Below are 19,155 nucleotides of genomic sequence, written 5' to 3' on the forward strand. Positions count from 1 at the left end.
GCGATGAAAGATCAAATCGAATTTCTGGACCTGATGGAACGCGCCGGGCACCAGCGGAGCGCGCGTCGGAACTTCATTCGCCTGTGTGGCGGTGCGGCGGTAATGACCGGCGGCCTATCGCTGCTGGCAGCATGCGGCGACGACAATGACGATCCCGAGGTCATCCAGCTACCGTCACCCACCCCCACGCCGTCGCCCACGCCGACCACGGCCGTCAGCGAAATCGACGTGCTCAACTTCGCGCTGCAGCTCGAATATCTGGAGGGGAATTATTATTCCTATGCAGTGTCGGGCCAGGGGGTACCGGCCAACCTCCAGACCGGCACCGGCACGCAAGGTGCGGTGATCACGGGCAGCGGCGATGGCGCGGCCCGCGCGGTCAGGTTCACCGATACCGTGGTGCAACAATATGCCCGTGAGATCGCGGCCGACGAACTGGCGCATATCGGCTTTCTCAGGACCACCTTGGCCAGCGCGGCACAGGCCCAACCGGCGATCAACCTGTCGGGCAGCGCCAGCGTGACCGTCGGCACCACTACGGCCGTCGGCGCCTTCACTGCCGCCGCTCGCGCTGCGGGGGTGATCGGGCCGAACGATATCTTCGACCCGTACCTGAACGACGAGAACTTCCTGATTGGCTCCTATCTGTTGACCGATGTCGGGGTCACCGCCTATCGCGGGTCCGCCCGGCTGATCACCACCAAGACGTTCCTGGAGGCATCCGCCGGCATTCTTGCCACCGAATGCTACCATGACGGCGTGATCCGGTCGGAACTGTGGCGTCGCGGTCTCACCGTGCCGACCATCTACAGCCGCATCACGCAGATCTCGAACGCTCGCGATGGGCTGGATGGCACGACCGACACCGATCAGGATATCGGCAATGCCACGACCGCCAACATCGTGCCGACCGACGCCGGTGGCCTGGTCCTGGGGCGTACCGCGCCGCAGGTGCTGAACGTGGTCTACCAGAACCGTGCTGCGGTGACGGCGGGCGGCTTCTTCCCGAGTGGCGTTAACGGCAACATCCGAACGAGTGGCGCAAACGCCTGATGTAAACTGCTGGGCCGCAACGCTTCCTTGGCGTTGCGGCCTAGTGACTTAAGCGGTGCGCCACCAACCGTCGGCTTGGCTTTCCCCGTGTGCCCTACAATCGGTTTGACCGCCCCCGTGCCACCCGCTTCAATCGCGTCTAGCTTCCTGGCACGTGACGACGCTGGTTGATTCATCGCTGTCCGTTCGTGTCGAGCGAAGTCGAGACACCGAGCCCAAACGCAGGTGTCTCGACTGCGCTCGACACGAACGGTCGGAGGTGAAGTCATCACAGCCAGGCAATTGGGTCACGCCATCACTTGCACTCGCAAGCGACAGGCGTAATCGCGGGCAATGATCGACGGCCTCCCCCTCCCCCGCCGCCTGCTGGCGATCGGCGCGCTCTCGTGCGGCACCGCGCTCGTCATCATCGACGGCGCCGTTGCCACCGTGGCATTGCCGACCATCGCGCACGACCTGAAGGTCGACAGCAGCGCTGTCGTTGCCGTGGTCACCGTCTATCAGCTGACCCTGGTCATGATGCTGCTGCCCTTTGCCGGGCTTGGCGATCGCATCGGTCTCAAGCGCCTGTATCAATACGGGCAATTGCTGTTCACGGCAGCGACGATCCTGTGCTTCTTTGCCAAAAGTCTGCCCTTCCTGCTTATCGTCCGCGTCGCGCAAGCGATTGGCGCTGCGGCGGCGCTCAGCGTTTCGTCCGCGCTGATCCGCCAGACCTATCCCGCCAAGCAACTCGGCCGTGGCCTCGGCATCAACTCGGTCGTCGTTTCGAGCTCGGCCGCCGCCGCGCCGACGATCGGCGGGCTCATCCTGGCGATCGCGCCCTGGCCGTGGGTATTCGCCAGCGCCGTGCCCTTTGCCTGCCTTTCGCTCGCCTTCGGCCGCGCCCTGCCCGATCCCAAGCCGCGCGACGCGCCGTTCGACGTACTGGGCGCCGTGATGTGCGCCGCAATGTTCGGCCTGGTCATAGGCGGCCTTGAAAGCGCAGTTCATGGCGATTCCCCGATCGTGTCGGCGGCGATCGTGCTCGTCGGCGCGCTGGTCGGCGTGACCTTCGTCAGGCGCCAGAAAGGCGAGACCGATCCGATCCTGCCGATCGATCTGCTCGCCCGCCCGGTCCTCGCGCTGTCGGTGATCGGCGCCTATACGGCGTTCATCGCGTCGATGACGTTGCTGCTCTCGACACCGTTCCGGCTGGCAGAGCTCGATTTCACGCCGGCAATGATCGGCGCGGCGATCGCGCCCTGGCCGCTCACCAACATGATCGTCGCGCCGCTTGCCGGCTGGCTGTCCGACCGGGTGCCCGCCGGCATCCTCGGCGGCATCGGCATGGCCGTATCGATCTGCGCACTGCTGCTGATCGCCTTCATGCCCGCCGACCCCAGCCTGTTCGACGTCGCCTGGCGCATGGCGCTGTGCGGCTCGGGCTTCGGCACGTTCCTGCCGCCCAATGCGCGGCTGATCATCGGCAGCGCCCCGCGCGAGCGCGCTGCTGCTGCCGGCGGCCTCGTGTCCACCGTGCGGCTGGTCGGCCAGACCACCGGTGCGACGCTCGTTGCCGCGTTGCTGGCCCTGCACATCGGCGACGGCATCGTCCCGCCGCTGATCGCGGCCGGCCTGGCCTTCGTCGCCGGATTGTGCAGCCTTGCCCGCCTGCGTCCCTCGATCCGCAACCCGCGCGGCGAGGAAGCGGAGGACGTGCAGCCCGCCAGCCCGGTGCGATAGCGCGCTCAGCAAGAGGAACCCCGATGGTTGCGGGCCGTTAACCTAGGATAAGTTCCGCATCCTACTTGGAGTATCCGCATGCCCCATATCAAGACCCGTGACGGCACCGAGCTCTACGTCAAGGATTGGGGCAGTGGCCGCCCCGTCGTGCTGATCCACGGCTGGCCGCTCAGCGCCGATAGTTGGGACGCGCAGGCGATGGCGCTGGCCGATGCCGGCTTGCGCGCGATCGCTTATGACAGGCGCGGCTTCGGGCGCTCGGACCAGCCCTGGACCGGCTACGATTACGACACGCTTGCCGACGATCTCGCCGATGTCCTGAAGGAAACCGGCGCGGAGGAGGACGCCACCCTGGTCGGCTTCTCGATGGGTGGCGGCGAAGTCGCGCGCTACATGAGCCGTCATGAGGGCAAGGGCGTCATCGCCGCCGGCCTGGTCTCGTCCGTGGTTCCTTACATGCTCCAGACCGACGACAATCCCGATGGCGTGCCGGAAGAGAAGCTGCAGAGCATCGCCGACGGCATCCTGAAGGATCGCCCGGGCTTCTTCCGCACCTTCCTCGAACAATTCTTCGGCGTCGGCTTCATCTCCTCGCCGGTCAGCGACGAGACGGTAGACTGGGCATGGCGGCTGGCGATGCAGGGCGGCCTCAAGCCGATCCTCGCCTGCGCGCAGTCGTTCGGCCATACCGATTTCCGTGGCGAGCTGCCCACCTTTCGCGTGCCCACGCTCGTCGTCCATGGCACGTCGGACAAGACCGTGCCGATCGACCCGACCGGCCGTGCCGCCGCACGCGGCATCGCGCAGTCGCAGCTTGTCGAATACGATGGTGCGCCGCACGGGCTGACCGTGACGGAGAGCGACCGCTTCACCAACGACCTGCTGACCTTCCTCGGCCGCGGCCGCCCGACCACCGCCACAGAGCACGACGTACAGTTAGTGGATCGGTAAAAAGAGAGCGGGCGGCGCTTCGGCGTCGCCCACCAGCTTCAGTTGAGCGGAACGATAACCTCGTCCGGGTGCACGACGTTCAGCTTCTTGCGCGTCAGTTCGTCGACCAGGTCGGGATCGGCACTCTTCGGGTCGAGCAACGCGACCTTGTTTTGCCACTCGGCGCGCTTCGCCTTCAGCGCGGCCAGCTGCACGTCGCGCTTGGCCAATTGACGCGTGATATCGCCGTAAGCGCGCGCGCCATTGGGCCCGAACACGGTATAGCTGCCCAGCCCCGCAATCACGATCACCACCAGCGCCGGCACGATCGCGCGGAGCAGCATGATATTGAAGGAAGAACGCTTGGCCATGTCGCGTGCGATTCTCGCAGTCGCGCGCGTTATGAGCAAGCGTTTTCAACCATCTGGGGCGAAATCAGCCGCGCAACACGCCCCGGCCGGCATAGACCGCGGCATCGCCCAGCTCTTCCTCGATGCGGATCAGCTGGTTGTACTTGGCCAACCGGTCGCTGCGCGCGAGGCTGCCCGTCTTGATCTGACCGCAATTGGTCGCCACCGCCAGGTCGGCGATGGTTGAATCCTCGGTCTCGCCCGACCGGTGCGACATCACGGCGGTATAGCCTGCGCGGTTGGCCATCGACACTGCTTCCAGCGTTTCGGTCAGCGTACCGATCTGATTGACCTTCACCAGGATCGAATTAGCGATCTTGTCGTCGATGCCGCGCTTCAGGCGCTTGGGGTTGGTGACGAACAGGTCGTCGCCCACCAACTGCACCTTGTCGCCCACCAGATCGGTCAGCGCCTTCCAGCCTGCCCAATCGTCCTCTGCCATGCCGTCCTCGATCGAGAAGATCGGGTAGCGCCGCGTGAGATCGGCGAGATATTCGGCCATCTCCCCGCTTTCCAGGATGCGGTTCTCGCCCGAGATGTTGTAGCGCCCGTCCTTGAAGAATTCGGTCGCCGCGCAATCCAGCGCGATCATCACGTCGTCGCCCGGCGTATACCCGGCCTTCTCGATCGACTGCATGATGAAGTCGAGCGCCGCGCTGGTGCTGGCGATGTTCGGCGCAAAGCCGCCCTCGTCGCCGACCGACGTCGCCAGCCCCTGGTCGTGCAGCCCCTTCTTGAGCGTGTGGAAGATTTCCGACCCGCACCGCACGGCCTCGAACAGATCGTCCGCGCCGACCGGCACGATCATGAATTCCTGGAAGTCGATCGGATTGTCGGCATGTTCGCCGCCATTGATGATGTTCATCATCGGCACCGGCAACACATGCGCCGAGACGCCACCGACATAGCGATACAGCGGCAGCCCGCGCGCATCCGCCGCTGCCTTGGCGACCGCCAGGCTGACACCCAGGATCGCGTTCGCGCCGAGACGGCCCTTATTCTCGGTACCATCCAGCTCGATCATCGCACGATCTATATCGGACTGGTCCTCGGCATCCATGTCGACCACTTCCTCGGCGATCTCGCCATTCACGGCATCGACTGCGCCCTGCACGCCCTTGCCCAGCCACGCCGCGCCGCCATCGCGCCGTTCGACCGCCTCGTGCGCACCGGTCGATGCGCCGGAGGGCACGGCGGCGCGGCCGAAGCTGCCATCCTCCAGCATCACGTCCACCTCCACCGTGGGATTGCCGCGGCTGTCGATGATCTGACGGGCATGCAGGTCGATGATTGCGGTCACGGAACGATCCTTCTAACTCTGGCCGGGTCGGCGTTGTCGCAGCCGTCTATCGGCTATCGCGTGGATCGGCAATTCAGCGACATGATGGAACCGCGCCGCGTGCGGCAAGTTGACCCGGTTAACAATCGAAAGGGCGCAAGATGGCCGACCAGAACGACAAACCGAACGACAACATCGACACGAATACAGCCGCGGAGACGCCGCCGGCCGCGACGACGTTCGAGCCCGCGGGTGAGCTCGACGGCGACGATGTCGAATTCGAGAGCGCGGATGCCGCCGATACCGGCGGCGCCAAGAATACCGCCAGCGCGTCGTCCGCCAGCAGCAACGGCAGTTCGGCCGACAGCTCGGCCAGCAGCAGCACCGCGGGCGCCAGCTCTGCCGCCTCGAGTGCAGCACAGACGCTCAAGGACAGTGCCGCCTTGTTGACCAAGAATGTCGGCGAGCGGGCCAAGGGTTACGTCGAAGACGGCAAATCGCGCGCCGGCGGAGCGCTCGACGAGCTCGCGCAGATGATGCACGACGCAGCAGGCACGGTCGATGAGAAGGTCGGCACCCAATATGGTCAATATGCCCGCACCGCCGCCGAGACCGTCACCGACTTTTCGGAATCGCTGAAGGCGAAGAACATCGATGAGCTGATCGCCGATGCCAGTGGTTTCGTGAAGAAGAGCCCGGCGATTGCCATCGGCACCGCCGCAGCGCTCGGCTTCGTGCTGATCCGCTTGGTCCAGTCCGGCCTCAATGCCGAAACCGACGATCAGGCCTGATCACATTGATGCGGGAGATTGGATAGTGGTGCCGTCGTCCGGGCAGAAAAGCATCGGCGCGTTGGTGTCACGTCTGGTTGCCGACGCAAGGGCGGTCGTAACCGCCGAGATCACGCTGTACCGCGCGAAATCGGTGTCATGGCTCGCCCAGGCCAAGACGATCGCCATCTTCGGTGTCACCGCACTGATCCTGGTCAATGCGGCGATCATCGCATTGCTGGTTGGGCTGATCCTGACCATCCAGACGCTGGTCGGCCCCGGCTGGGCGACGGCGATCGTGGTTCTGGGCACGCTGGTCATTGCCGGCTTGCTTGGCTGGCTGGCGAGTGGACGGGTCAGTAAGCTGCTGGCGGGCGACGCGGCACGATGACCGATCAGCCTTCGTCCATCGCCGCCGCCGAGTTTCAGGCCGCCGTCGCACGCCGTCAGTTCGCCCTGACTGTCGCCACGGCACAGGCGCGGTTCGCCCCGGCGGCCCTGGTGCAGGAAGTTGCGCAAACGCTGCGCGGCAAACGGCAGGATCTCGTCCGCGACGGCGTGGATACCGCCAGGCGCTATCCTTTGCCGCTTGCGGGCGCATGCACTGCCGTGCTGCTGTATCTGCTGCGCCGCCCGATCGCCCGGTTGTTCCTGCGGCGCAAGCCCGATGCAACCCCCGCCCCCTCTACGAGTTTGATCCCCGAAAGCTCGATCAAAGACCGGCCGCGTGCCGCGAAAAGGAAGTCATCATGAACCAGCAGACCAAGTCACATGCCGCCGCTGGCGCCGCCACGCAGTCCGACACGCAAGGCAAGGCTCCGGCAGCCCCCAAGGGCACGGTCGACAAGACCCTGGCCGCGGCCAACAAGGCACTGGATCGTACGCTGGATGGCGCGCGCGATGCCGCTGACCGCACCGCACAGGTGATCGATGCCAACCCGCTTCCCGTGCTCGTCGGCGGCCTTGCACTCGGCGCGCTTGCCGGCGCGCTGCTGCCGCGCAGCCAGCGCGAAGTGCAGATGCTCGCGCCGGTCGGCGTCAAGCTGCGCACCACCGCGACCGGCGCCTTGCACAACGCCAAGCAGACCGGCCTTGCCGAACTCGGCGCGCTCGGCCTCAGCCGCGGTGCGATGAGCGATCAGGCAGGCAAGCTCGTCGGCGGTGTGCTTACCGCACTCGTGACCGCGGGCACTGCGGCGATCACCAATGCAAACGCCAAGAAGGCGGAAGCAAGCTCCACGGACTAGCCGCCCGCGCTTGCCGACGCTAAGGCCGGTCGTGACTCTTTTCCCCAGGAATCACGATCATGAACAAGCTCCACCTCGTCTTCGGCGGCCGCGTCAGCGATCCGCGTACGCTGGACTTCGACGATCTCGACTCGATCGAGATCGTCGGCATGTTCCCCGACTATAAAAGCGCCGAAAAAGCCTGGCGTGCTGCTGCCCAGCGTACCGTCGACGATGCCGAGATGAAGTATGTCGTCGTTCACCTCCACCGCTTGGTGCAGCCCGATCTAATCGCCAAGCTGGGCGGCTAAGCGCGAGTTGGCACAGTCCAGCCTTGTTCCGATCGCACCTTTGAAAATAGCAGTTTCTTAAACACAGTCGTCACCCCGGACTTGTTCCGGGGTCCACCGCGCCGCACGCTCTACCCGAGAAGCCTGATGCTTGTCGCAAGCTGCTTGGTGGGCCCAGGCGACCCCACCTGAAACAGCCCACCTTATTCTACTCCGTTCGTGCTGAGCCTGCCGAAGCACGTGCCCGAAACACGCCCTTCGACAAGCTCAAGACGACCAGATTAGCTTGGGATTGCGCGCGACGGGCTCAAGCCCGCCGGAACTGCCACCTCAGCAACGGCCGCGCCAGCAGCACGCCCGCCAGCAATCCGCCGAGCGGCTCCACGAACGTGACCGACATTTCGAAATTCTGGGCAACCAGCGCGAACACCGCCTGGATGCCGAACCAGATGCCGGCCAGCATCGCGATCTGAACCTGGCGCGTCTGGCCTCGGCCCACGGGCAGTGCAGCAGGCAAGCCATAGAGCATGAAATAGGCGCCGATCACCGCGAACATCGCCGGGTCGAGCCCGGCGCTGGGGATGGCCGATGCGGGCGTCAGGATCAGCCGCAACGCCGCCCCGAGATAGATGCCCGCGATCAGTACAATCGCCAGCCCGGCGGGACGGATTGCCTTCTCGACGAACCGCCCCGCGATGAGCAGAAATACCAGATCGAACACCACCGACAGCACGTCACGCGGGATGAATGCCGACATCAGCGGCGACGCCCAGGAACGCAGCGGGTCGTTGCTCCAGCCGCCGCCCACGAACTCAGCCGGGATGAACCCGAAGCCGATCGCCGCCAGGTCCAACCCGACGGCGGCCGCCAGGAACAGCGCTGCGAACACCGCGACCGCAATCAATGCGTCGGTGAAGCGCCCGCGTGGCAGGTGGATCCCGCTGCCCAGCTTAGATGAACTCGATCTTGGAAACCGAATACCAGCGGTCGCCCGACGGCACGGTGACTTCGACTTCCTCGTCGATTTTGCGCCCGATCAGTGCACGGCCGAGTGGCGAATTGTACGAGATGCGGCCGCCCTTGGCGTCCGCCTCGGTCTGGCCGACGATCTGGTACGTCACCGGCTTGTCGTCTTCGTCGAGCAACGTCACCGTCGCGCCGAACACCACCTTGTCGCCGGACAAGTCGCGCGGGTCGATCACCTGCGCGCGGCTCAGCTTATCCTCGATATCGCTGATCGATGCCTCGATCTGTCCCTGCCGCTCCTTGGCAGCATGATATTCGGCGTTTTCGGACAGATCGCCATGCGCGCGCGCTTCCTCGATCGCATCGACGATGGTCGGGCGTTCCGCCTTCAGCCGTTTAAGGTCCGCATTCAGCTTCTCATAGCCTTCCTGCAGCATCGGCATCTTTTCGACGGTCGCCATCCCTTTTCGTCCTTCGTCCATTGCCCCATTCGGCCGGTCCTTATCGGACCTGCCCGCACTTGTATCGATTTCGGGGTCAGTTGTGCGAGTGCGAATAATAGGATTGGAGCGGCCGTACTTCAAGGTCATGGTTGTCCAGCGCCACGATTGCCTGCGCCGCCTCGACGCTGGCGGCCGCTGTAGTGAAATGCGGGATCTTCTGCACCAAAGCGGCGGCGCGGATCGGCTGCGAATCCTTCAGCGATTGCCAGCCCTCCGTGGTGTTGAACACCAGATCGATCGCACCGTCCTTCATCTTGTCGACGATGTGCGGCCGCCCCTGCGCCACCTTGTTGACGCGCTCCACCGCCACACCGTTTGCGGTGAGGAACGCCGCGGTGCCATCCGTCGCGACGATGCGGAAGCCCTGCTCCGCCAGCAGCCGCGCCGCCGGCAGGATCACCGACTTGTCGCCTTCCTTTACCGACACGAACACCGTGCCCGACTTCGGCAACACCGTCCCCGCGCCAAGCTCGGCCTTGGCAAAGGCGATCGCAAAATTGGTATCGATGCCCATCACTTCGCCGGTCGACTTCATTTCCGGTGACAAGACCGGATCGACGCCGGGGAAGCGGTTGAACGGGAACACCGCTTCCTTCACGGCATAGTAATCGATGTGCCGGTCGATCTTGGGCAGGTCGGCCAGCTTCTCGCCTGCCATCACGCGCGCCGCAATCTTGGCGATCGGCGCCCCGATCGCCTTGGCGACGAACGGCACCGTGCGGCTGGCCCGCGGATTGACCTCGATAAGATATACCAGCCCGTCCTTCACGGCGAACTGGATGTTCATCAGCCCGACCACCGACAGCGCGTGCGCCAGCGCCACCGTCTGCCGCTCGATCTCGGCGATAATCTCGTCCGACAGCGAATACGGGGGGATCGAGCAGGCGCTGTCGCCCGAATGCACGCCGGCTTCCTCGATATGCTGCAACACGCCGGCGACCGTTACATCGGTGCCGTCGCAGATCGCGTCGACATCCACTTCGATCGCATCGCGGAGATATTGATCGATTAGCACCGGCGAGTCGCCCGACACGCGCACCGCCGTCGCGATATAATTGTCGAGCTGCTCGAGCGAGTCGACGATCTCCATCGCCCGGCCGCCGAGCACATAGCTCGGCCGCATCAACACCGGATAGCCGATCCGTTCAGCCGCCGCGACCGCCTCATCACGGCTGCGCGCCAGGCCATTGGCCGGCTGACGCAGCTCGAGCTTCGTCACCAGCGCCGAAAAGCGCTCGCGATCCTCGGCCAGGTCGATCGCATCCGGTGACGTGCCCAGGATCGGGATCCCCGCCGCCTCCAGCGCGCGCGCCAGGTTGAGCGGTGTTTGCCCGCCGAACTGCACGATCACCCCGACCAGCGTGCCATTCTGCTGCTCGGTGTGCAGGATCTCCAGCACGTCCTCTGCCGTCAGCGGCTCGAAATACAGCCGGTCCGACGTGTCGTAATCGGTCGACACGGTCTCCGGATTACAATTGACCATGATCGTCTCGTACCCGGCGTCCCCCAATGCGAAGCAGGCATGGCAGCAGCAATAGTCGAACTCGATCCCCTGCCCGATCCGGTTCGGCCCGCCACCCAGGATGACGATCTTGCGCCGCGCGCTCGGCATGCTCTCGCATTCCGGCTCGCCGAAGCTCGGCGCCTCATAGGTCGAATACATATACGGCGTCTTTGCGTCGAACTCCGCCGCACAGGTATCGATGCGCTTGAACACCGGGCGCACGCCGAGCCGGTGACGCAGCGCGCGCACCTCGTCATCGGTCACGCCGCCCGTCATCGCCACGACGGCATCGTGGATCAACCCAGAGCCCCGTGCGATCCCACGCGCATTGCCGCGCAGATTGGCCGATTGCAGCGCCAGATAGGCGAGCCGTTTGTCACTGAAGCCCATCGACTTCAGGCGGCGCATTCCCGCAGCGTCGATCGGCAATCCGCTGGCGCACACCTGGTCTTCGGCGCGGATGATCTCCACGATCCGCTCGAGGAACCACGGATCGAACTTGGCGATCGCATGCACCTCGGCGACCGTGAAGCCTTCGCGCAACGCCTGCGCCGCGACCAGCAACCGGTCCGGCGTGGCACGCGCCAGCGCCGCCTCGATCTCGGCGCGCGGTGCACCGACCAGATGCTCGATCATGTTGAAGCCGCTGAGCCCCGTCTCCAGGCCACGCAACGCCTTCTGCAGGCTTTCGTGAATATTGCGCCCGATCGCCATGACTTCGCCGACGCTCTTCATCGCGGTCGAGAGGATCGGCTCCGCGCCCTTGAACTTCTCGAACGCGAAACGCGGGATCTTGGTGACGACGTAATCGATCGTCGGCTCGAAGCTCGCCGGCGTCGCGCCGGTAATGTCGTTGGTGATCTCGTCCAGCGTATAGCCGACCGCCAGCTTGGCCGCGACCTTGGCGATCGGGAAGCCGGTCGCCTTCGAGGCCAGCGCCGAAGAACGCGACACGCGCGGGTTCATCTCGATCACGATCAAGCGGCCATCCTTCGGATTGACCGCGAACTGCACGTTGGAACCGCCTGTTTCGACACCGATTTCACGCAACACCGCAATGCTCGCGTTGCGCATGATCTGGTATTCCTTGTCGGTCAGCGTCAGCGCCGGCGCGACGGTGATGCTGTCGCCGGTATGCACGCCCATCGGATCGATATTCTCGATCGAGCAGATGATGATGCAATTGTCGTTGCGATCACGCACGACCTCCATCTCATATTCTTTCCACCCGAGCAGCGACTCTTCGATCAGCACCTCGGTGGTCGGCGACGCACCCAGCCCGGAGCGCACGATCGCCTCGAATTCCTCGCGGTTGTAGGCAATGCCGCCGCCCGATCCGCCCATCGTGAACGACGGCCGGATGATCGACGGCAGCCCGGTGCGCTCCAGCACCTCGAACGCTTCGGTCACGCTGTGCGCGATGCCCGAGCGCGCGCTTTCCAGCCCGATGCGGTCCATCGCCTCGCGAAACTTCTGCCGGTCCTCCGCCTTGTCGATCGCCTCGGCATCCGCGCCGATCATCTGCACGCCGTATTTCTCCAGCGTACCGTCGTTGAACAGCGCCAGCGCAGTATTCAGCGCGGTCTGCCCGCCCATCGTCGGCAGCACCGCGTCCGGCCGTTCTTTGGCGATGATCTTCGCGACGATCTCCGGCGTGATCGGCTCGACATAGGTGGCATCGGCGAGGTCAGGATCGGTCATGATCGTCGCTGGGTTCGAATTGACCAGCACGATGCGATAGCCTTCCTCGCGCAGCGCCTTGATCGCCTGCGTGCCCGAATAATCGAACTCGCACGCCTGGCCGATCACGATCGGCCCCGCGCCGATCACGAGGATGGAGGAGATGTCGGTACGCTTAGGCATTGTTACTCGGTTCCATCCTCGGCGGTGCAGCCCCAGCCGTCATATTCCACGTCGTACAGCAATTCGATCTGCAGGCAGCGCAAGGTCAGCGCCTTGATCGACTCCTCGTCGGCGGCCTGCTCGCAGCCGAGGAACAAAGACACTTCGCCTTCCTCGTCCTCTTCCCGCTCGATCACCTCGAAGCCAAGCTCGCTTGCACTCTCCTCCAGCCGATCCAGTGCCTCCTCGTCGCCGCGAAAGCTGACATCGATCGGGCGCACGATCTCGGCGCGGTCGCCATTCTCGCGCAGGCTGGCGAGCACATCCTTGTCGGCGGCCCATTCGGCATCCAGCCGTGCCTGATCCACTTCGGGAAGAGTCATGATGCCACCTTCAGATTACCGACGAATTTTTCGAACAGATACAGGCTGTCCTGCGGCCCGGGGCTAGCCTCGGGATGATATTGCACGCTGAACGCCGGCCGATCCGTCAGTTCGAACCCGGCATTGCTGCCATCGAACAACGACACATGCGTCTCCCGCGCCGTCGCCGGCAGCGTCTCGCCGCGCACCGCAAAGCCGTGGTTCATGCTGGTGATCTCGACCACCCCGTCCGACAGGCGCTTGACCGGATGGTTGGCGCCGCGATGACCCTGGAACATCTTGGTCGTCTGCGCGCCTACCGCCAACGCCAGCAATTGGTGTCCGAGACAGATGCCGAACAGCGGAATGCGCGTTTCGAGCAGTTGCTGGATCACCGGCACCGCATAGTCACCGGTCGCCGCGGGATCGCCCGGGCCGTTGGACAGGAAGATGCCGTCGGGCTTGAGCGCCATCACCTCGTCATACGTCGCGGTCGCCGGCAACACGCTGACCTTCGCCCCCGCCGCGGCGAGATTGCGGTAGATGTTGCGCTTGGCGCCATAATCGATCGCGACGACATGGGGGCGCTCATCCCCCTCCCGCTTGCGGGAGGGGTCAGGGGTGGGGCTATCCACGGGCGTAGCGTCCATTGAAGTGTCCCCACCCCCGGCCCCTCCCGCAAGCGGGAGGGGGGACGACGCGCCATACCCGAACCCAAGCCGCCAAACGCCGCCTTCCCAGCCGTAATGCGTCTCCGCCGTCACGTCCTTGGCCAGATCCATTCCCTCCAGCCCGGGCCAGGCTCGCGCCTGTGCCAGCAGCGCCGGAATATCGAACGTGCCGCTTGCCGAATGCGCGATCACGCCGTTCGGCGCGCCGCCGACGCGGATCCGCTTGGTCAGCGCCCGCGTGTCGATCCCCGACAATCCGATCCGCCCATGCGCCGCCATCCAGGAATCCAGCCGCTCGACCGAGCGGAAATTCGACGGCTCGGTCACGTCCTCGCGCACGATGATGCCGAGCGCATGCGGGTCGTTCGCCTCCAGATCGTCCGGGTTCGCCCCGACATTGCCGATATGCGGGAAGGTGAAGGTTACCATCTGTCCGGCGAAGGACGGATCGGTCATCACCTCCTGATAGCCGGTCATCGCGGTGTGGAAGCACACTTCGCCGACCGCAGACCCTTCGGCGCCGAACCCGCGCCCCCACGCCACGTCGCCGCTCGCCAGCACCAGCACGCCGGTCGCGCCGTCCGGAGCCTTGGCAGGCATGGCAATAGGCTTGGTGTCGGCCATGTCGGCGGGCACTCCTTCTCGTTGTCGATGTCGCTAAGCGGCGTTGGCTAGAGACGTGGGCGGGATGCGTCAATCGCTTAAACCGGCTAGACCGCGCCCGTGACAGAAGGACGTAGAATGATTCGAGACGACATCAAGGCCGCACAGATCACCGCAATGAAGGCCGGCGACAAGGCGACGCGGAACGCCGTCAGCCTGATTCAGGCCGCGATCAAGAATCGCGACATCGAGGCCCGCACCGGCAAGGCGCCCGACGATGACGATGCGCTGGTCATCGAAGTGCTGCAGAAGATGGTCAAGCAGCGCCGCGAATCGATCGATATGTACGTGAAGGGCGGCCGCCAGGAACTCGCCGACGCGGAAAGCGCGGAGGTCGCCGTGATCGAACGCTTCCTGCCGCAGCAGATGGACGAGGCGCAAACCACCGCCGCAATCGAGTCGATCAAGACGGAACTGGGTGCGGCTGGCATGAAAGACATGGGCCGGGTGATGGCGGAACTGAAGGCCAGGCATGCGAGCGAGCTCGACATGAGCAAGGCGAGCGGCTTGGTGAAGGCGGCGCTGAGCTAAATGAGCGAAGAAAGCCCTCTTCTTCCCCCCTCCCGCTTGCGGGAGGGGCCGGGGGTGGGAACGGTAGCAGGGGTGCGCCGACCAACAACCCGCGCGCAACAACTCCGCAACGAGGCCACGCCGGCCGAACGAAAATTGTGGAGCGCCATCCACGCCAGCAAGCTCGGTTGGAAGTTCAGCCGCCAGATGCCGGTCGGTCCGTATATCTGCGACTTCCTGTCACGTAGTGCCATGCTGGCGATCGAACTCGACGGCTATAGCCACGATTTGACGATGGAGCGCGACGCGAAACGCGAGGCTTTTCTACGCTCGCGCGGGATAACGATCCTGCGCTTCCAGAATAGCGATGTCACAAACAACCTCGCAGGTGTCGTACATGCGATCAGCACAGCGTTAGCGGCACTGCCCACCCCCAACCCCTCCCGCAAGCGGGAGGGGAGCTTTGTCGCACGCCCTTGCGAACAGGGGCGTTAATGACCCTCTCCCCCCAATTCCTCGACGAGCTCCGTGCCCGCACGCTCCTCTCCAGCCTGATCGGCCGCACCACCAAGCTGCAAAAAGCCGGCCGCGAGTTTCGCGCCTGCTGTCCGTTCCACAACGAAAAGTCCCCCAGCTTCTACGTCAATGACGACAAGGGCTTCTACCATTGCTTCGGCTGCAGCGCGCACGGCGACGCGATCCGCTGGCTGACCGACCAGCAGGGCCTGCCGTTCATGGATGCGGTGAAGGAGCTCGCCCAGTCCGCGGGTATGGAATTGCCCGCAATGGATCCCCGCGCGGCGGAGAAAGCCGAAGCCGCCAAGGGCCTGCACGAAGCTTGCGCGGATGCCGCCACCTGGTTCACCGACCAGCTGAACGGCATTGCGGGCAGCGAAGCGCGCTCGATCCTCGAAAAACGCGGCATCAAGCCGGAAACCGCCCGCGCCTTCGCGCTCGGCTACGCGCCCGATTCGCGCGGCAAGCTCAAGGACGCGCTCAAGGACTATGGCGACCCGCTGCTGATCGAGGCCGGGCTGCTCATCTCGGTAGAACAGAAAACCCCCTACGATCGCTTCCGCGGTCGTCTGATGATTCCGATCCGCGACCCCCGCGGCCGCACCGTCGCGTTCGGCGGCCGCATCATCGGCGACGGTGAGCCGAAATATCTGAACTCGCCCGAGACGCCGCTCTTCGATAAGGGCCGCACGCTCTACAATCTCGATCGCGCCGGACCCGCTGCGCGCAAGAGCGGCCGCGTGCTGGTGGTGGAGGGCTATATGGACGTCATCGCACTAGCCCAGGCCGGGTTCGAGGAAGCGGTCGCGCCGCTCGGCACCGCGCTCACCGAGGCGCAGCTCGAACGCCTCTGGCGGATGAGCGACGTGCCGATCCTGTGTCTCGACGGCGACAGCGCCGGGCAGAAGGCGGCGATCCGCGCCGCGCACCGCGCGCTCCCCATGCTCAGCCCCGGCCGCAGCCTCGCCTTCGTCACCCTGCCGCAGGGCCAGGACCCGGACGACCTGGTGCGCCTGAAGGGTCCCGCCGCATTCGAAGCCCTGCTCAAGACGCCCGACCCGCTGGTCGACAAGCTGTGGACGCACGAACTCGCGCTCGAGCCGCTCGACACGCCCGAGCAGAAAGCGGGCTTGAAGCACCGTCTCAACGAACTCGCCGGCCACATCGTCGACGCCAACGTCAAACACGAATACATCGCCGAGTTCCGCCGCCGTTACGACGATCTCTATACTCGCAAGCGCGAGCCGTTCCGTCCCTTCACCCCGCAGCCACGTGGGCAGCGCAAGCCCGGCCAGCCGTGGAAGGCGCCGCCCGGCCCGGTCGGCGAGGGTGTGAAGGGCGTTCGCGCCGGGGGGATCGACCGCATCCTCGCCAAGGCGGTACTCGCCGGCTTGATCCGCCACCCGGCGGAGATTGCCCGCCACATGGAAGTGCTTGGCAGCCTCAAGATGGCGGACGGTGCGCTGGGAAAATTGTTCGAGGCGGTGGTCGATCTGGCGGTTGAAGACATGCATTCGGGGAAGACGCTTGATAGTGACGGCGTTCTCACCATATTGGCCGCATCTGGTTTTGATATAATCGCGCACGACTTGTTGCGGGCCGATCAACTTTCCTGCTCCTTCACACAGAAGGATGCGGAACCGGCACGGGCGCGTGAGGACCTCGACGAGGCGATCGCGATCTTGGTGGCGCGGCCGGAGGTGGATGCGGCATTGGCCGATGCAACGGCGGAGATGCAGGCGCGTTATTCGAACGAAGCATTCGAACGACAGATCGCGCTGGTGAAGGAACAACAGGCGCTCGACGCTCGGCTTGCCAATCTGGTGCAGGCGAACGAAGACGCCAGGGTATTTAGTGCTGAGGGCAATTGATGGCGAAGACCGACATGGCGGATGCTGCCGAAACGACTGAAACCGGCGATGCACCGCTGATCGACCTGAACGATGCGTCGATCAAGAAGGTGGTCGCGCGCGCCAAGAAGCGCGGCTACATCACCTATGATCAGCTGAACGAAGCCTTGCCCCAGGGCGAGACCTCGCCCGACGCGATCGAAGATTTCAGCGCGTCGCTCAGCGAGATGGGCATCAACATCGTCGAGAATGACGAGGCTGGCGAAGAAGGCGACGAGAAGCCGGCCGAGGAAGACGATGTCGAATCGGTTGACGTGTCCGACGACGGTCCTCAGCAGCTGGACGTCAAGAAGAAGGAAGTTATCGATCGCACCGACGATCCGGTGCGCATGTACCTGCGCGAGATGGGGGCCGTGGAGCTCCTGTCGCGCGAGGGCGAGATCGCCATCGCCAAGCGCATCGAGGCCGGCCGCGACACGATGATCCTGGGGCTATGCGAATCGCCGATCACCTTCAACGCGATCATCGATTGGTCGACCGCGCTCAACGAAGGCACGATGCAGCTGCGCGAGATCATGGATCTCGACGCCATGCTGTCGAAGGACCCCGCCCCCGAATCGCTCACCGAGGACGATGCCGAGGGCGGCGGCGAGATCAGCGAGAAGACCGCGGGCCCCAGCTTCAAGGAAGAGGAAGAGCCCGAGGAGGCGCCCGCCGAAGAGGAAGAGGATTCGATGCAGGAGCGGCGCGCGCCGCGCCCGTCCGATGACGAGGAGGAGGACAACACCCTCAGCCTCGCGCAGATGGAAGAGCAGCTCAAGCCGATCGCGCTCGAGCGCTTCGCCAGCATCACCGCTCTCTACAAGAAGTTCAGCAAGGTGCAGCAGCAGCGCCTGGAAGCGATGGGCGCCGGTGGTGAACTGTCGGCGGCCGACGAGCGCAAGTATCACAAGCTGCGCGAGGAACTCACCGCCGAGGTCGAGAGCGTCCAGTTCCACAATGCCAAGATCGAATATCTCGTTGATCAGCTCTATGCCTTCAACCGGCGCCTAACCGCGCTTGGCGGCCAGATGCTGCGTCTCGCCGAGCGCCACAAGGTGCCGCGCAAGGATTTCCTCGACCGCTATATCGGGCACGAGCTGGACGAGCAGTGGATCCCGAACCTCGGCAAGCTCGACAAGAAATGGACCGCCTTCGTCGCCAACGAGACGGATTCGGTCGACCGCATCCGCGGCGAGATCGCCGACATCAGCCAGGCGACCGGCATGTCGCTCGGCGAGTTCCGCCGCATCGTCAACATGGTCCAGAAGGGCGAGCGCGAGGCGCGCATCGCCAAGAAGGAAATGGTCGAGGCGAACCTGCGGCTGGTGATCTCGATCGCCAAGAAATACACCAATCGCGGCCTGCAGTTCCTGGATCTCATCCAGGAGGGCAATATTGGCCTGATGAAGGCGGTCGATAAGTTCGAATATCGCCGCGGCTACAAGTTCAGCACCTATGCGACCTGGTGGATTCGCCAGGCAATCACGCGCTCGATCGCCGACCAGGCCCGCACGATCCGCATCCCGGTCCACATGATCGAAACGATCAACAAATTGGTTCGCACCAGCCGCCAATTCCTCCACGAGCAGGGCCGCGAGCCCACGCCCGAGGAAATGGCCGAACGCCTGAGCATGCCGCTCGAAAAGGTCCGCAAGGTGATGAAGATCGCCAAGGAGCCGATCAGCCTCGAAACGCCGATCGGCGACGAGGAGGATTCGCATCTCGGCGACTTTATCGAGGACAAGAATGCGGTCATCCCGGTCGATGCCGCGATCCAGGCCAACCTCAAGGAAACGGTCACCCGCGTGCTCGCTAGCCTCACCCCGCGCGAGGAACGCGTGCTGCGGATGCGCTTCGGCATCGGCATGAACACCGATCACACGCTGGAGGAAGTCGGCCAGCAATTCTCGGTGACGCGCGAGCGCATCCGCCAGATCGAGGCCAAGGCGCTGCGCAAGCTGAAACATCCCAGCCGCAGCCGGAAAATGCGCTCGTTCCTGGATCAGTAAGGCGGGTCCCGCGTTGGACAGCCTGAACGGGGGA

Annotated in this window: 19 protein-coding genes; 12 read left to right on the forward strand and 7 right to left on the reverse strand. The window is 64.6% G+C overall.

The window, feature by feature from the left end:
• Positions 1-3 precede the first annotated feature (3 nt).
• The 3 genes from NV382_RS03870 to NV382_RS03880 all read left to right on the forward strand — a co-directional run bounded on the left by NV382_RS03870 (position 4) and on the right by NV382_RS03880 (position 3,729).
• Positions 4-1,053, forward strand: coding sequence for a ferritin-like domain-containing protein (locus tag NV382_RS03870; RefSeq protein WP_260599221.1), 1,050 nt, complete (start codon positions 4-6; stop codon positions 1,051-1,053).
• Positions 1,054-1,386: 333 nt separating this feature from the next.
• Positions 1,387-2,778, forward strand: a complete 1,392-nt coding sequence (locus tag NV382_RS03875; RefSeq protein WP_260599222.1) for an MFS transporter — start codon at positions 1,387-1,389, stop codon at positions 2,776-2,778.
• Between the two features lie 78 nt (positions 2,779-2,856).
• Positions 2,857-3,729, forward strand: coding sequence for an alpha/beta fold hydrolase (locus NV382_RS03880; RefSeq protein ID WP_260599223.1), 873 nt, complete (start codon positions 2,857-2,859; stop codon positions 3,727-3,729).
• Between the two features lie 38 nt (positions 3,730-3,767).
• On the opposite strand, the gene NV382_RS03885 is transcribed toward NV382_RS03880, so the two are convergent.
• Both NV382_RS03885 and eno read right to left on the reverse strand, forming a co-directional pair.
• Positions 3,768-4,079 (reverse strand): FtsB family cell division protein, encoded by a 312-nt coding sequence (locus NV382_RS03885; protein ID WP_260599224.1) that lies wholly within the window; start codon positions 4,077-4,079, stop codon positions 3,768-3,770.
• 64 nt (positions 4,080-4,143) lie between these two features.
• Complete coding sequence (gene eno, locus NV382_RS03890; protein ID WP_260599225.1) at positions 4,144-5,418, reverse strand: phosphopyruvate hydratase; 1,275 nt, start codon at positions 5,416-5,418, stop codon at positions 4,144-4,146.
• Between the two features lie 140 nt (positions 5,419-5,558).
• On the opposite strand from eno, the gene NV382_RS03895 reads away from it, so the two are divergent.
• From NV382_RS03895 to NV382_RS03915, 5 genes are read left to right on the forward strand one after another with little or no spacing between them, the layout of a single operon-like run.
• A complete protein-coding gene (locus tag NV382_RS03895; RefSeq protein WP_260599226.1) occupies positions 5,559-6,188 on the forward strand; it encodes a hypothetical protein in 630 nt (209 codons plus the stop codon).
• Between the two features lie 25 nt (positions 6,189-6,213).
• On the forward strand, positions 6,214-6,558 hold the full coding sequence (locus NV382_RS03900) for a phage holin family protein (RefSeq protein ID WP_260599227.1): 345 nt from the start codon (positions 6,214-6,216) through the stop codon (positions 6,556-6,558).
• Positions 6,555-6,920: a hypothetical protein gene (locus tag NV382_RS03905; protein WP_260599228.1), complete on the forward strand. Its 366-nt coding sequence runs from the start codon at positions 6,555-6,557 to the stop codon at positions 6,918-6,920. Before NV382_RS03900 ends, NV382_RS03905 begins: the two co-directional genes overlap by 4 nt.
• Positions 6,917-7,414 (forward strand): hypothetical protein, encoded by a 498-nt coding sequence (locus NV382_RS03910; protein WP_260599229.1) that lies wholly within the window; start codon positions 6,917-6,919, stop codon positions 7,412-7,414. Before NV382_RS03905 ends, NV382_RS03910 begins: the two co-directional genes overlap by 4 nt.
• Positions 7,415-7,473: 59 nt before the next feature.
• Positions 7,474-7,704, forward strand: coding sequence for a DUF4170 domain-containing protein (locus NV382_RS03915; RefSeq protein WP_260599230.1), 231 nt, complete (start codon positions 7,474-7,476; stop codon positions 7,702-7,704).
• Between the two features lie 286 nt (positions 7,705-7,990).
• Here the strand turns inward: NV382_RS03915 and NV382_RS03920 are convergent, their stop codons facing one another.
• The 5 genes from NV382_RS03920 to carA form a co-directional block, all read right to left on the reverse strand.
• Positions 7,991-8,572 carry a rhomboid family intramembrane serine protease gene (locus tag NV382_RS03920; RefSeq protein ID WP_260599231.1) on the reverse strand — a complete coding sequence of 194 codons (582 nt, stop codon included), beginning with the start codon at positions 8,570-8,572 and terminating at the stop codon, positions 7,991-7,993.
• A 61-nt stretch (positions 8,573-8,633) separates the two neighbouring features.
• Positions 8,634-9,110 (reverse strand): transcription elongation factor GreA, encoded by a 477-nt coding sequence (greA, locus tag NV382_RS03925; protein WP_260599232.1) that lies wholly within the window; start codon positions 9,108-9,110, stop codon positions 8,634-8,636.
• Positions 9,111-9,186: 76 nt separating this feature from the next.
• The gene (carB, locus tag NV382_RS03930; protein WP_260599233.1) at positions 9,187-12,519 is read right to left on the reverse strand and encodes a carbamoyl-phosphate synthase large subunit; all 3,333 of its coding nucleotides are present in this window, start codon (positions 12,517-12,519) and stop codon (positions 9,187-9,189) included.
• Between the two features lie 2 nt (positions 12,520-12,521).
• Entirely contained in the window at positions 12,522-12,881 is a 360-nt protein-coding gene (locus NV382_RS03935) for a ribonuclease E inhibitor RraB (protein ID WP_260599234.1), read from the reverse strand.
• Positions 12,878-14,155, reverse strand: a complete 1,278-nt coding sequence (gene carA / locus NV382_RS03940; RefSeq protein WP_260599235.1) for a glutamine-hydrolyzing carbamoyl-phosphate synthase small subunit — start codon at positions 14,153-14,155, stop codon at positions 12,878-12,880. Before carA ends, NV382_RS03935 begins: the two co-directional genes overlap by 4 nt.
• 117 nt (positions 14,156-14,272) lie before the next feature.
• Here carA and NV382_RS03945 point away from each other — a divergent pair, with 117 nt between their 5' ends.
• From NV382_RS03945 to rpoD, 4 genes are read left to right on the forward strand one after another with little or no spacing between them, the layout of a single operon-like run.
• The gene (locus NV382_RS03945) at positions 14,273-14,725 is read left to right on the forward strand and encodes a GatB/YqeY domain-containing protein (protein WP_260599236.1); all 453 of its coding nucleotides are present in this window, start codon (positions 14,273-14,275) and stop codon (positions 14,723-14,725) included.
• Entirely contained in the window at positions 14,726-15,199 is a 474-nt protein-coding gene (locus NV382_RS03950) for an endonuclease domain-containing protein (RefSeq protein WP_260599237.1), read from the forward strand.
• The gene (gene dnaG / locus NV382_RS03955; RefSeq protein ID WP_260599238.1) at positions 15,199-17,091 is read left to right on the forward strand and encodes a DNA primase; all 1,893 of its coding nucleotides are present in this window, start codon (positions 15,199-15,201) and stop codon (positions 17,089-17,091) included. Before NV382_RS03950 ends, dnaG begins: the two co-directional genes overlap by 1 nt.
• Positions 17,091-19,121, forward strand: coding sequence for an RNA polymerase sigma factor RpoD (gene rpoD / locus NV382_RS03960; protein WP_260599239.1), 2,031 nt, complete (start codon positions 17,091-17,093; stop codon positions 19,119-19,121). The genes dnaG and rpoD overlap by 1 nt, the downstream gene beginning before the upstream one ends.
• Positions 19,122-19,155: the final 34 nt, after the last annotated feature.

Source organism: Sphingomonas endolithica (genome assembly GCF_025231525.1).
In the GTDB taxonomy this organism is placed as follows: Bacteria; Pseudomonadota; Alphaproteobacteria; order Sphingomonadales; family Sphingomonadaceae; genus Sphingomonas; species Sphingomonas endolithica.